Genomic DNA, 13,377 nt, shown 5'->3' on the forward strand with positions numbered 1-13,377 from the left:
AAAGCTCCTTGGGGGTCGGCGCACACGCCGATGGGGGTCGGCCGTGCGCAAGCACCGTCAGGCGCTCAAGAAAAGTCTTGGGGGATCATCCAGCGCGCGGGGCTGAGCCTCTTCGTCGCGCCGGGACCATGTACAACGACCGGCGGCCCACCATCATTCCGGGATCGGCATGCCCGCCTCGGCGGGCCGCCCCGGGGGCCGGCCACCCCGACTCGCGGGGCGCCTTCCTCGGCCGTTCACCCGGATACAACGACCCCCGGCCGCCCGCCATTCCGCCGCCAGGGTGCCACCGGCCACCTCACGAATCGGACATCGCGCCCATCCCGGGACCGTCGGTGGAACGCTATGGAGGTATCCCGACCCGGGAGACATCCATGGCGTTCCACTCAGCCGCCGGGTGATGGCGGGAACCGGACATTCCTCGCGGGCGCCGGCGAATCATGGAGAGTTGCCGTTCGCTGCGAACGGCAAGTCGCCAAGATCCGCGCGCGGGCTGGGCGGGAAACCCCGGGCCCGGCTGCGGTCCGCCCCTGCCCCGCCGATCGGTCAATTGGGCGTGATCGACTCCAGACCGCCGAAGTGGGGGCATCCGGCGCCGGCCGACACCGCCACCTCGCCGAGCCGGAGTCGATCAAGCGAATGGCGCCGACGGGACCGACCCGAGGGCGCCAGGACGCCCCAGCCGCCGCTACCTGTCACCCCTGCACTCACGAGCACCCGACCCAGTTCGCCGAGGTGGCGGTGTCCGAACCCCGCGGACAGCGCCACCTCGGCGAGCTGGAGGGCGGTCAGCGGCGGCCGTGGCGGGCGCGGAGGTAGTCGGAGACGACGTACTCGCCCAGGTCGTCGAGGTCGGGAGTGAACATCCGGCCCTTGGAGCGGCGGGCCACCGCGTCCACGAAGCGGCGCAGCCCCGGGTCGTCGCCGAGCATGAACAGGTTCAGCGTGGCGCCGTAGCGGGTCAGCTTGTCCACCTCGCGGATGGTCGCCTCGATGGTCTCCGGCAGCGGCGGCCAGTGGAAGTACGCCTCGCCGTCCTCGGGATCGAGGTGGGCGGTGGGCTCGCCGTCGGTGACCACCAGCACGACCGGCTCGGCGCCCGGGTGCCGGCGCAGGTGCCGCCCGGCCAGCCGCAGCGCGTGCTGGAGGTTGGTGCCCTGCTCCATGTCCGGCTCGACGGCGGCCAGCTCCTGCTGGGTCAGCGGCAGAGCCTCCCGGCCGAACCCGATGATCTGCAGGGCGTCCTGCGGGAAGCGGGTCGCCATGAGGTGCGACAGGGCCAGCGCCGTCTGCTTCATCGGACCCCAGCGCCCCTGCGAGATCATCGAGTACGACAGGTCGACGCAGAGCGCCACCGCCGCCGACGCCCGCCGCTCGGTCTCCATCACCTCGAAGTCCTCGACCGCGAGCTGCACGGGCACCCCGGGGCCGGCCCGGCGGACCGCGCGGGTGAGGGTGCGCACCACGTCGAGGGGCTGCTCGTCGCCGTACTCCCACTGCCGGGAGGCACCGCTCACCTCGCCGGCCGCGCCCGCGGAGCGCAGGTCGTGCTGGCCGCGCGGGCCGGCCGTCAGGTCGGCGAACACCCGGCGCAGGGCGGTGCCGGCGAGCCGGCGCAGCGCCTTCGGGCTGAGCGTCAGCCCCTCGGCGTCGCGGGTCACCCAGCCCTGCCGGCGCAGCTCGCGTTCCAGCTCCTGCAGCCGGCGCACGTCGTCGGCGGCGTCCCGGCCCAGTGTCCGGGCGACCGCCTCGACGTCGACGTCGTCCAGGGTGGCGCCGGGGTGGTCCTGGTCGAGGGAGTCGAGCAGCTCGTCCAGTTCGGCGATCTCGCCGAGCGCGCCGGTGGCCTCGCCGTAGCCGAGCGGCTGGTCGCCCCGGACCCGCTCGCCGCGCTGCCAGTTGAGGTCGGGGCGCAGCGACCGGAGGTGGGCGTCGAGCTGGGACAGCTCCCCGGCCAGCTGCTCGCCGAGGGACTGGCGCATGAGCCCGGCCAGTTCCTCGCGCTGCCGGTCCGACAGCGACCGCATGAGCCGCTCCCCGGCCGCCGACCGGCGGGCCAGCACGTCGATCAGCTCGTCGACGTCCTTCGGGCGCTCCGGGAAGAACTCGCCGTGCCGGCGCATGAACTCGGCGAACGCGTCGGTGGTGTCCTCCGACCGGGCGTGCCGGGCCAGCAGGTCGTTGAGGTCGTGCATCATCTCGGCGAGCTGCCGCTGGGCGGCCGGGTCGGCGGCGGCCCGCGCCGCGTCGCGCAGCCCGGCGAAGCGCTGCTCCAGCACCTCGCCGCGCAGCCCGTCGAGGATCCGCTGGTAGCTGGCGCGCGCCTCGTCGCTGGCCCAGTCGTACCCGGACAGCTCCTCGACGGCCCGGGCGGTCGAGCGGGGCAGGTTGTCCAGCACCGCCTCGGCGAAGCGGGCGTCGTCGCCGTCCCGCCCGCGCAGCTCCTCCCGCTCGGCGGCGAGGGCCTGGTCGAGCAGCGCCTGAGCGCGGGTCACCGCGCCGTCCAGGTCGCCCCGGCGCAGCGCCTCCCGGCGCAGCCGGCGGGCCCGGGCGGCCACGTCGTCCAGGCCGCCGCGCCCCTGTGGGCCGCGCCGCAGCAGGTCGCGCAGCGCCTCCCGGAGGCTGCCGCCGGCGAGGACCTCCGCGCCGACCGCGTCCACGGCGGCGCGTACGTCGTAGGGCGGGGCGAGCGGGTCGGGCCCGCCGCGCCACTGCCCGTACCGGAACCGGTTGCCGGCCATGGTCAGCCCCGGCCGCCGTAGACGGTGCGCCCGGACTCGGTGACGTCCTTGCCCAGCCGGCGGGTGAGGTGCAGCCCCTCCAGGACGAACTCGATCCCGGCGGCGGCCTCCTCGGGGGTGGGCGCGTCGCCGAGGCCGAGCCGGTCGAGCACCTTGGCCAGCCCGGGGACGGTGCCGACCTGGCGGAGCAGCTCGGCCGAGGAGACCAGCTCGCCGGTCTCGATCTCAGCGCCCTCGGCGACCAGCGCGGTGAATCCGGAGAGGTCGAGCCCGGCCAGCCGGACCCGGAACGTCTCGGCGGTGGCGGTCCGCAGCAGGTGGCCGAGGACCTCGATCTCCCGGCCCTCCTCGCCGCTCTCGAACTCGACCTTGCCGCGCAGCGTGGAGGTCACCGAGACGGCGTCGCCGACCCGGGCGACCGGGGCCTCGTGGGTCGTGGCGCCCAGCAGTCCGGCACGGCGCAGCGCGGCGGCGGCGACCGTCTCGGCGGCGGCGATGGCGAAGCGGGCGGAGACGCCGGAGCGCGGGTCCACCGACGGCGACTCGCGGACGGCGCGGGCGAACCGGGCGAGCACCTCCACCACGTGCTCGGGGACGGTGGCGTGGAGGTCGGCCTCCTGCCGGATCAGGGCCAGCTCCAGCTCCAGGTCGAGCGGGTAGTGGGTACGGATCTCCGCGCCGAAGCGGTCCTTGAGCGGGGTGATGATCCGGCCCCGGTTGGTGTAGTCCTCCGGGTTGGCGCTGGCCACCAGGAGCAGGTCCAGCGGCAGCCGGAGCTGGTAGCCGCGGACCTGGATGTCCCGTTCCTCCAGCACGTTGAGCAGCGCCACCTGGATCCGTTCGGCCAGGTCGGGCAGCTCGTTGACGGCGAAGACGCCCCGGTTGGTGCGCGGCACGAGGCCGAAGTGGATGGTCTCCGGGTCGCCGAGGGTACGCCCCTGGGCGAGCCGGATCGGGTCGACGTCGCCGATGAGGTCGCCGACGCTGGTGTCCGGGGTGGCGAGCTTCTCGCCGTAGCGCATCGAGCGGTGCAGCCAGCCGATCGGCAGGTCGTCGCCGCGCTCGGCGACCAGGGCGCGGGACGCCGGGGTGAGCGGGTGCATCGGGTGCTCGTTGAGCACCGAGCCGGGGATCACCGGGGTCCACTCGTCGAGCAGCGCGCCGAGCGAGCGGATCAGCCGGGTCTTGCCCTGGCCGCGCTCGCCGAGCAGCACCATGTCGTGGCCGGCGAGCAGGGCCCGCTCGACCTCGGGCAGCACCGTGTCCTCGTAGCCGACGATGCCGGGGAAGCGCTCCTCGCCGGCGCGCATCCGGGCGAGGAGGTTGTCGCGGAGTTCCTGCTTGACCGTGCGGTAGTGATGGCCGGACGTCCGCAGCTCGCCGAGCGTGCCGGGCAGGTCGGCGGGCGGGACCGGGGGAACCTGGTTGGGCGCAGTCACCCGACCCACGCTATCTCGGCCGGGTGACCGCGCGCCGCCTTCCGGGTTGCCGGACCGTCACGGACCGGGGACGGGCTGCCCGCAGCGGCCGCAGGTGCCCCGCCGCCGCAGGTGATAGGCGAGAGTGGCCGCCCCGAGCGCGACGCCCCAGAAGGGCCAGAGCAGCACCGGCGCGGTGGCCAGGCTGAAGTCGTGCCAGAGCTCCGGCTTGGTGAGGAGCCCGACGGTGGCGGCCGTCACCGACACCGCGACCAGCGTGGCCGGGACGACCGCCAGCTTGATCGGCACCCGCCGGCCGGCCAGCCCCGGCAGCCAGCGGGGGAACCGCTCGCCCCAGGGGCGGACCAGCCCGATGGTGAGGATCGCCCCGACGGTGGCGAACCCGCCCAGGCCGGCCCCGGCCCAGACCAGCCCGGTCTCGCGCATCTCGGCGAGGAAGTCCCGGGAGATGCCCAGCGGGATGCCGGCCGCCCAGGCGAGCCGGGTGACCGCGTAGGCGAACGGGATGACCGCCGCCGTGTACGCGGCCCAGCGCCCCCAGCGGGCGGCCGCGGCGGGTGTAGTCCAGCCCCGCTCGTGGTCGTCCCGGCCGCAGGCCGGGCAGGCGCCGGCGGTCCGGCGCTGCCAGAGCAGCAGCGCCCCGGCCAGCAGGACGCCCCCGACCAGGGCTGCGCACCGGGCGGCCAGCGGCCAGTCGAAGATCTGCCCGTAGTCGACCGGCGGCCAGCCGAACGGCGCGCCGATGAGCAGGATCGGCAGGTAGCCGAGCACGATCAGCACCCGGGCGTCCGGGACGACCACGGCCAGCGCGAACGCGACCGTCCAGCCGTAACCGAGCAGCAGCGCGCGGGGCAGGCCGGGCCGGCGTACCGTGGCCGGGCCGCTCATGGCGAGCGCCGCGACCGCCGCGAGCAGCAGCACCCCGGCGAAGAGCGGGGCGCCGACGTCCACCGGCAGCAGCCGCAGCAGGCTGACGTCGCCGCCGTGCGGGTCGTTCGCGCCGAACGGGTAGCCGGCGCCGGTCAGCGTCGAGACCAGGGCGAGCACGCCCCAGCCGCCGAGCCAGGCGGCGGCGAGCGGGGCGGCCAGGTCGAGCCGCGTCCGGGCGGCCCGACGGGGTGGGGAATCGGTCGTTGTCGTCATGCTCTCAGCGTCGGCCGGTCGGCCTCCGGAACCCTCCCGCGCCGGGGTGGACCGCCTCCCCCACGGGAGGGACCGGTCAGCCGGTCGGCACCACGAAACCCGACTCGTAGGCGGCGATCACCGCCTGGGTGCGGTCGCGCACCCCGAGCTTGGCCAGCACGTTGCCGACGTGGGTCTTGACCGTCTCCACGCCGACCACCAGCCGGTCGGCGATCTCCGGGTTGGACAGGCCGGCGGCCATGAGCCGCAGCACCTCGCCCTCCCGCTCGGTGAGCCGGGCCGCGCGCAGCCCGTCGCCGCCCCGGCCGCCGTACGCGCCGGCGAGCCGCCGGATCGCCGCCGGGAACAGCAGCGACTCGCCGGCCGCCACCACCCGGATCGCCTCCACCACCTCGGCCGGGCGGGCCCGCTTGAGCAGGAAGCCGCTGGCCCCGGCGCGCAGCGCGTCGTAGACGTACTCGTCGTTGGCGAACGTGGTGACGACCAGCACCCGGGGCGGGTCGGCGGAGGCGGCCAGCAGCCGCCGGGTGGCCTGGATGCCGTCGATGGCCGGCATCCGGACGTCCATGAGCACCACCCGCGGGCGCAGCCTGGCCACCAGCGGCGGCACCTCGGCGCCGTCGGCGGCCTCGCCGACCACCCGTAGGTCCGGCTGGGCGTCCACGATCGCCCGCAGGCCGACCCGGACCAGCTCGTCGTCGTCGACGATGAGCACGTCGATGGTCACGCCGTCTCCCCCCTCGGCGCCGGCAGGGTGACCCGGACCCGCCAGCGGTCGCCCTCCGGGCCGGCCGCGAGCTGCCCGCCGAGCAGCAGCACCCGCTCCCGCATGCCGTCCAGCCCGCGCCCGCCGCCACCCGGCCCGGTGGCGCCGCGCAGCCCGTTGACCAGCTCGATCTCCAGACGACCATCGGGTACGGCCACCCGCAGGCGCACCGGCCCGCGGCCGTGCCGGGCCGCGTTGGTCAGCCCCTCCTGCACGATCCGGTACCCCTCCCGGGACACCACGGCGGGCAGCCCGCCGAGCGCCCCGCTGACCCGGGACTCCACGGCCAGGCCGGCGGCCCGGGTGTCGGCGACCAGCCGGTCCAGCCCGTCCAGGGTGGCCTGCGGCGTGGTGGGCGCGGGCGCCGGCCCGTCCGCCGTCTCCCGGAGCAGCCCGAGCACGTGGTCCAGGTCGTCCATCGCCCGGCGGCTGGTCTCCTCGATGGCGCGCAGCGCCCGCCGGGTGAACTCCGGGTCGGTGTCGAGCAGCTCGCGGGCGGCGCCGGCCTGGAGGGTCGCCACGGTCAGTGCGTGCCCCACCGAGTCGTGCAGCTCGCGGGCCAGCCGGTTGCGCTCGGCCAGGCGGGCGGACCGGGCCTCCAGGGCGGCGATCCGCTCGGCCTGGGCCGGGCCGAGCAGCACCGGCGCCATCGAGGCGGCGAGCGCGCCCAGCCCGGCGACCGCGTACCCGAGTGCGACCAGCAGGGCCAGCCCGGCCAGCCCCGCCGCGACCGGGCGGTCCGGGTCGAACGGGCCGAAGCCGTCCTCGGGGCCGGCGCCGGTGTCCACGCCGGCCAGACCGGCGAGGAAGACCAGCGCCATGGGGAACGCGCTGATCGCCGCGAACAGCACCAGCGCGCCGGTGAGCAGGTGCAGGGCGATCCAGAGCGCGGAGCGCAGCCGGGTCTCCCGGTCGATCCGGTGGCCCGGGGCGGGCTCGGGCAGGTCGACCGCGAGCAGCGCCCGGGCGGCGGCGATCTCCAGCGCCCGGCTGCCGGCGAGGAACACCGGCACGGCCGCGAGCACGGCGCCGACCAGCAGCAGCCCGCCGCCGACCGGACGGGGCACGCCGGCGTTGCCGAGCAGTTGCGCGAACGCCGCCGCGAGCAGCGCGTACGGCAGGGCGAGCACCCCGCCGAGGAGCAGGAACACGGCGCGCCGCCAGGTGCTCCCGCGCACCAGCGGCGCCAGCACGCCCGGGACCGTCACCCGGTCATTCTGCCGCCCGGAGGCGTCCCGCCGACTCCCCCGTGACGGGGAGATCGGGTCAGCGGTGCTCCTGGACGTACTTCTCCGGGTCCTTGTCGCGGAAGGGCAGGTTGCGGCCGTTCTTGTGCTCGCCGTAGAAGGTCAGCCAGCGCTGCCCCAGCTCGGCCCGTAGCTCGACGCTGGCGTGCCGGCGGAAGTCCGGCAGTGCCTCGTCCTCCTCCTCGGCCAGGTGCTCGCTGTTCTCCCGGCGGGCCCGCCACACGGCCGCCCACCAGGCGTCCGAACCCACCTCGTGGAGCTTCGACTCGGCGACGGCGTCGCGAATCTTGTTGTGGTCGCCGATGGCGTCCTCGGTCTCCTCCGCGCCTTCGTCGCCGTGCTTGACCAGGTGCGGGTAGAGGATGGCCTCCTCGGCCTCGGCGTGGATGTCCAGGTGCAGGGCGAGCGCCTCCCAGACGGCCAGCAGCTCGGCCGGGTCCCGGGCGTCGTCGAGCCGGGCGAAGCCGCGGCGGAAGGCGGCGTGGTCGTCGAGGATCAGTGCGGTGATGTCGTCCATGGTGGTCACTTCCCGGTGCGGGCGCGGATCAGCTTGGGTACGGCGGCCAGCCCGGTGACCGGGCGGAACGCGTGGGCGGCGGTGGCGAGGGCGGCGTACTCGTCGTCGGCCAGGTCGATCTCGGCGGCGGCCGCGTTGCGCTCGACCTGCTCCACCCCGGACGCGCCGGGAATGGCCACCACGCCGGGATGGCGGAGCACGTACGCCAGGGCGATCTGGCTGGGGGTCGCGTCGTGCGCGTCGGCCACCTCGCGCAGGGTGGCGATCAGTTCGGTGCCCCGGTCCAGGTTCACCGGCAGGAAGTACGGGTTGGCCCGCCGCACCGCACCGGTGGGCGGGTTCCGCGCGTCGTACCGGCCGGAGAGGAAGCCCTGCGCGAGCGGGCTGTACGCGATGACGATGCGGCCGGCCTGCTCCGCGTACGGGATCAGGTCCTTCTCGGGGCCGCGGTCGACCATGCTGTAGCGGACCTGGTTGCTCAGCACCCGGCGGCCCAGCGCGGCCTCGGCGAACCGCCAGCGGCGCAGGCCGTAGTTGCTGACCCCGACCTCGCCGACCAGCCCGACGTCCTGGAGCGCCCGCATGCCGCGCATGGTGCTGGTGTCGGCGACCACCGGGTTGGGCTGGTGCACCTGGTAGAGGTCGATGCCGGCGACGCCCAGCCGGGCCGCGGAGGCGACCGCCCGCTGCTGCACCACGGGGGCGAGCGGCAGCACCGGGAAGATCTTGCTCGCCACGACGACCTTCGCCCGGTCGTCATCGAGGGCCGCGCCGAGGATGCGCTCGCTGCGGCCGAAGCCGTAGATCTCGGCGGTGTCGAAGAGCGTGACGCCCAGGTCGAGCGCCCGCCGGACGATCTGCGCCGCCCGGCGTTCGTAGTCGGGGCCGTAACCCCACTCGCGGGAGCCGAACTGCCACGTGCCGAGGCCGATCTTCGAGATGGGCTTGGGGGTGTCGAGCGGGACGTAGCGCATGGACTCGAAGCTACCCAAGCGGGCGGGACCGCACGCCGGTTCCGCCGGCCCACCTCCGCTCCGGCCTGGTCAGGGGCCGGGACTAGGGTCGCAGGCGTGACCTACCTCGCCAGCGAAGACCGTTACGACTCGATGATCTACCGGCGCAGTGGCCGGAGCGGCCTGCGCCTGCCCGCCATCTCGCTCGGGCTGTGGCACAACTTCGGGCCGGACCGCCCGTACGAGCGGCAGCGGGACATCGTCCGGCGCGCCTTCGACCTCGGGATCACCCACTTCGACCTGGCCAACAACTACGGCCCACCGCCCGGCACCGCCGAGGAGAACTTCGGCCGGATGCTCGCCACCGACCTGAAGCCGTACCGGGACGAGCTGGTCATCTCCAGCAAGGCCGGCTATCTCATGTGGCCCGGCCCGTACGGCGAGTGGGGCTCGCGCAAGTACCTGATCTCCTCGCTGGACCAGTCGCTGCGCCGGATGGGCCTCGACTACGTCGACATCTTCTACTCCCACCGGTTCGACCCGGACACCCCGCTGGAGGAGACGATGGGCGCGCTGGACGCCATTGTCCGCTCCGGCAAGGCGCTCTACGTCGGCATCTCCAACTACAACTCGGAGCAGACCGCCCGGGCCGCCGAGATCCTCCGCGAGCTGGGCACCCCGCTGCTGATCAACCAGCCGTCGTACTCGATGCTCAACCGCTGGTCCGAGGCCGACGGGCTGCTGGACACGCTGGAGCGGGCCGGCGCCGGCTGCATCGCCTACAGCCCGCTGGCGCAGGGCCTGCTCACCGACCGCTACCTGGGCGGCATCCCCGCCGACTCCCGGGTGCGCACCAGCGTCTTCCTCAATGAGAGCGACCTCAGCGAGGACAAGATGGCCACCATCCGCGGGCTCGCCGCGGTCGCCGAGCGGCGCGGCCAGAGCCTGGCCCAGCTCGCGCTGGCCTGGGCGCTGCGCGACCCCCGCATGACCAGCCTGATCATCGGGGCGAGCAGCGTCGCGCAGCTGGAGGGGAACGTCGCCGCGCTGGACAACCTCGACCTCGGCGTCGAGGAACTGGCGGAGATCGACCGGCACCTGGGCTGAGGACTACCAGATTCGGCGGCGGCCGGCGCGGTGGTTGCGGACCCCGCACGGCCGGCCGGCCGGCACGGTGCCGGCCCGCCGCAACCGCAGCGCCACCACGGCGACGAGCAGCACGGTGACCCCGGCCGCCGCGCCGAACACGAGCGGCCGGGGGAACGTGCGGGTGTCGGTCACCGCCGCCACCGGCACCCCCGCCGCCGGTACGCCGGCCCCGTCGCCCGTCGCGGCGCGCGGGGCGGCGCTCGCCGGGGGCGGGTCCGATTTCCGGGTACGCGGCGCGGCCGCCGCTCCGCCCGACGGCGACCGGAACACCACGTCGGAGCAGGAGTAGTAGGTGTCCTGGGTGTTGGAGTTCTGCCAGATCGTGTAGATGATGTGCCGGCCCGTGCGCCCCGCCGGCAGCCGCCCCGGCATCTGGTAGGCGCCCTCGCGGATCGGTGGGTCGGTGACCGTCAGGAACGGCTTCACCTCCAGGTCCGCCCAGGTCAGCCGGCGGGTCGGGGTGTACGAGTCGGTCGTGGCGTAGAACCGGAACGTGCCCTTGTGCGGGATCGTGGTGCGGTAGCGGAAGGTGTACCGGGCCCCGGCCGTGAGCGTGGTGGCCGGCCAGTCGGTCCGGGGCAGGTCCAGCCCCTGGTACGCCGACAGCCCGCCGCTGCACAGCTCCCCGTCGCGGATGCGCTCCCGGTCCCGCCCGTCGATCCGGGCCACCCGGATGTTGTCCCACTCCCGCACGGCGGCCCCCTCGGCGATCGCGGCACGGCAGGCCGGTGTGTCCGCCCGGCCACCCTCGGGACCACAGGCCGCGGCCCGGCTCAACGGGCTGGTGGGGGCGCCGTGGGCGCTCGCCGGCACGCCGGTGAGCAGCAGGGTCGCGGCGACGGCGGCGAGCGCGGCGACTGTGCGGCGTACGGCCATGTCATCCACCTCCCGCGCACTGGTACGGAAGCGGGCCGGCAAAGGTTCGATCGGTGCGCCGGTGCGCCGGGTCCACGGCCCGGCCCGGGTGTGCTGACCGAACGGACGGGAGGGGCGGCGGCGGAGCGGGGTGGGGCCCTACAGTGACGGCACCCCGCGATCAAGGAGCGAGCCGTGTCCGAGCCGCCACAGACGCCCGATGCGCCCCGACCCGCCCCGGCGGCCGGGTCCGCGGGCGGCGACGTCCCCGCCGACGTGACGCCACACCTGCTCGTCGTGCCCGAGGTGGCGGGCGCGCCGCCCGCGATGCCGTGGCCCGGCCCGGAGGGGCAGCCGGCTTGGGCGATCCCCGTGGTCGTGCCGCCCGGCACCCGCGGCTACGCGCTGTTCGTGCCGCTGGTGCCGGTGGCCGAGGGGCAGCCCGCGGCGGCTTCCGGACAGCCGGCTGCCCCACGGGTGCTGGTGCCCGCGCCGAACGTGCCCGCCCAGGCCGCCGCGCACGGGGTTCCCGCCCAGGCCACCGCGCCGGCCGTCGAGAGCCCCGCGTCGAGCGGCGCGGCGGCGGCCCCGTCCGACCGCGCGGGCGAGGCCGCAGGCACCACGCCGAAGGGCGCCACCGGTTCCACGCCGACCAGCCCGGCCGGCACCACGGCGACCGGCGCGACTCCGGAGAGCCCGGCGCCAGCGGGTGACGACGCGCCCGGTGACGGCGGCGCCGACACGACGATCGACGACGCCGCCACGCCGGCCCCCACCCCCGCTGGACCGTCCAACTCAGAGACTCAGCCCGGATCGGCCACGCGGGCCGAGCCGGGACCCGGGGTGGCCTCCGCGCCGGCAGCGGCCGCGGTCCCGCCCGCCGGACCGGCGACGACCGGCACCCCGGCAGCGCCGCCGGCCGCCGCGCCGCCCTATCCCGGGCACGGGATGCAGCCCTGGGGCGGCTACCCGCCCGCCCCCGGCTGGACGCCCCGGCCGCGGACGCCCCGGACCTCGTTCCTCGGCGCCCGCTGGCCGGGCCCGAAGCAGGCCACCGGCCGGGCCGTCCCCCTCGCGGTCCTGGCCGGGGCGCTCGGCACCGCGTTCTTCGTGCCACTGGGCCGGGTCGGCATCGGCTGGTTCCTGGGCTGGCTCACGCTGACCCTCGGCGTGCTGGTGGCGGTGCGCCGGCGTACCGCCGGGCTGCCCCGCACCGAGCGCCTGATCCGCGGCGGGTGGGCGGCGGCGGCGCTGGTCCTCCTGGCCGTGCTGGCGTTCCGTAACGCGTGGTGGCTGGTGACGTTCTGCGTGCTCGGCGCGCTGGGCTGCGCCACCCTGGCGATCGCCGGCGGCCGGCTGGTCCGCTCGATCCTGTTCGGCCTGGCCGCCACGCCGTTCGCGGCGTTCCGCGGCCTGCCCTGGGTGCGGCGGCACGTCACCGCCTCGCCCGGGGCCGGGACGGTCCGCAAGGTCACCGGCTCGGTGGTCGCCACCGTGCTGGTGCTGCTGGTCTTCGGCAGCCTGCTCTCCTCGGCCGACGCCGCCTTCTCCGAGGTGCTGAACGCGATCGTCCCCGAAATCAACATCGGTACGGTGTTCCGCTGGATCTTCCTGGCCGTCATCGGCGGGCTCATCGCCGTCGCGGCGGTCTACACCCTGGCCGCCCCGCCCGACCTGTCCACCGTGGACCGGCCGAGCACCCGCCGGCTCGGCGTGCTGGAGTGGGCGCCGGCCATCGGCGCGCTGACGCTGCTGTTCGCCGGCTTCGTGATCGTGCAGTTCACCGTGCTCTTCGGCGGCGAACGGCACGTGCAGAAGGTGGCCGGCCTCAGCTACTCCGAGTACGCCCGCAGCGGCTTCTGGCAGCTCCTCTTCGTCACCCTGCTGACCCTGGCCGTCCTGGGCGGGGTGAGCCGCTGGGCCAGCCGGGAGCGGCCGGCCGAGCGCATGCTGCTGCGCGTCCTGCTGGGCCTGCTCAGCGCGCTCAGCGTGGTCATCGTGGTGTCGGCGCTGTCGCGGATGTGGACGTACCAGAAGGTCTACAGCTTCACCGGCGAGCGGATCTTCGTGATGGCGTTCGAGCTGCTGCTCGGCGCGGTCTTCCTCATGATCCTGGCGGCGGGCGTGCGGTGGCAGGGCCGGTGGATCCCGGGCACCACCGTCGCGCTGGCCGTGGCCATGCTGCTGGGCCTGGCCGTGCTGAACCCGGAGGACTACGCGGCCAAGCGCAACATCCTCCGGTACGAGAAGACCGGCAAGATCGACGCCTGGTACCTGCGGGCCCTCTCCGCCGACGCCACGCCCGCGCTGACCCGGCTCCCCGACCCGGTCCGCCGCTGCACGCTGAGCTGGATCGCCGACGACCTGGAGGAGTCCGACCCCTGGTACGCCTGGAACCTGGGCCGGCACCGGGCCCGCCAGGCCCTCGACCGGGTCGGGCCGGACGCCATCGGCGGCCCGAAGGACTGCCACCGGGCCGACCAGTTCGACCTGCCCAAGTCCCGCCGCTGACGCCGCCGGCCGGGCCGCGGCACGCCGTGGCCCGGCCGGGGGCGCACCCGGCGCGC

At 75.5% G+C, this 13,377-nt stretch carries 10 protein-coding genes; 2 read left to right on the forward strand and 8 right to left on the reverse strand.

From position 1 onward, the window contains the following. Positions 1–788: 788 nt before the first annotated feature. From GA0070214_RS05750 to GA0070214_RS05780, 7 genes are all read right to left on the reverse strand, one after another. Positions 789–2,741, reverse strand: a complete 1,953-nt coding sequence (locus GA0070214_RS05750) for a vWA domain-containing protein (protein WP_091259944.1) — start codon at positions 2,739–2,741, stop codon at positions 789–791. A 2-nt stretch (positions 2,742–2,743) separates the two neighbouring features. Beyond that, the gene (locus GA0070214_RS05755; RefSeq protein ID WP_091259946.1) at positions 2,744–4,189 is read right to left on the reverse strand and encodes a magnesium chelatase ATPase subunit I; all 1,446 of its coding nucleotides are present in this window, start codon (positions 4,187–4,189) and stop codon (positions 2,744–2,746) included. 48 nt (positions 4,190–4,237) lie between these two features. Further along, entirely contained in the window at positions 4,238–5,323 is a 1,086-nt protein-coding gene (locus tag GA0070214_RS05760; protein ID WP_091259948.1) for a hypothetical protein, read from the reverse strand. A gap of 76 nt (positions 5,324–5,399) precedes the next feature. Further along, positions 5,400–6,050, reverse strand: coding sequence for a response regulator (locus GA0070214_RS05765; protein ID WP_091259950.1), 651 nt, complete (start codon positions 6,048–6,050; stop codon positions 5,400–5,402). After that, entirely contained in the window at positions 6,047–7,297 is a 1,251-nt protein-coding gene (locus tag GA0070214_RS05770; protein ID WP_091259952.1) for a sensor histidine kinase, read from the reverse strand. Before GA0070214_RS05770 ends, GA0070214_RS05765 begins: the two co-directional genes overlap by 4 nt. 58 nt (positions 7,298–7,355) lie before the next feature. Next, positions 7,356–7,853, reverse strand: a complete 498-nt coding sequence (locus GA0070214_RS05775) for a hemerythrin domain-containing protein (RefSeq protein ID WP_091261375.1) — start codon at positions 7,851–7,853, stop codon at positions 7,356–7,358. 5 nt (positions 7,854–7,858) lie between these two features. Then, positions 7,859–8,827 carry an aldo/keto reductase gene (locus tag GA0070214_RS05780; protein ID WP_091259954.1) on the reverse strand — a complete coding sequence of 323 codons (969 nt, stop codon included), beginning with the start codon at positions 8,825–8,827 and terminating at the stop codon, positions 7,859–7,861. 96 nt (positions 8,828–8,923) lie between these two features. Here GA0070214_RS05780 and mgrA point away from each other — a divergent pair, with 96 nt between their 5' ends. After that, positions 8,924–9,913 carry an L-glyceraldehyde 3-phosphate reductase gene (gene mgrA / locus GA0070214_RS05785; protein WP_091259956.1) on the forward strand — a complete coding sequence of 330 codons (990 nt, stop codon included), beginning with the start codon at positions 8,924–8,926 and terminating at the stop codon, positions 9,911–9,913. A 3-nt stretch (positions 9,914–9,916) separates the two neighbouring features. Here the strand turns inward: mgrA and GA0070214_RS05790 are convergent, their stop codons facing one another. Then, positions 9,917–10,831, reverse strand: a complete 915-nt coding sequence (locus GA0070214_RS05790; RefSeq protein ID WP_091259958.1) for a lytic polysaccharide monooxygenase auxiliary activity family 9 protein — start codon at positions 10,829–10,831, stop codon at positions 9,917–9,919. Positions 10,832–11,005: 174 nt separating this feature from the next. Between GA0070214_RS05790 and GA0070214_RS32750 the strand changes: the two genes are divergently transcribed. Further along, positions 11,006–13,321 carry a DUF4153 domain-containing protein gene (locus GA0070214_RS32750; RefSeq protein WP_091259960.1) on the forward strand — a complete coding sequence of 772 codons (2,316 nt, stop codon included), beginning with the start codon at positions 11,006–11,008 and terminating at the stop codon, positions 13,319–13,321. Positions 13,322–13,377 lie beyond the last annotated feature (56 nt).

Source organism: Micromonospora chaiyaphumensis (assembly GCF_900091435.1).
GTDB classification, from domain to species: Bacteria; Actinomycetota; Actinomycetes; order Mycobacteriales; family Micromonosporaceae; genus Micromonospora; species Micromonospora chaiyaphumensis.

What these genes read in the sequence shown, in the direction of transcription:
- GA0070214_RS05750 (WP_091259944.1), bottom strand. Translation starts at nt 2,741, where the DNA reads ATGGCCGGCAACCGGTTCCGGTACGGGCAGTGGCGCGGCGGGCCCGAC.
- GA0070214_RS05760 (WP_091259948.1), bottom strand. Translation starts at nt 5,323, where the DNA reads ATGACGACAACGACCGATTCCCCACCCCGTCGGGCCGCCCGGACGCGG.
- GA0070214_RS05775 (WP_091261375.1), bottom strand. Translation starts at nt 7,853, where the DNA reads ATGGACGACATCACCGCACTGATCCTCGACGACCACGCCGCCTTCCGC.
- GA0070214_RS05780 (WP_091259954.1), bottom strand. Translation starts at nt 8,827, where the DNA reads ATGCGCTACGTCCCGCTCGACACCCCCAAGCCCATCTCGAAGATCGGC.
- GA0070214_RS05790 (WP_091259958.1), bottom strand. Translation starts at nt 10,831, where the DNA reads ATGGCCGTACGCCGCACAGTCGCCGCGCTCGCCGCCGTCGCCGCGACC.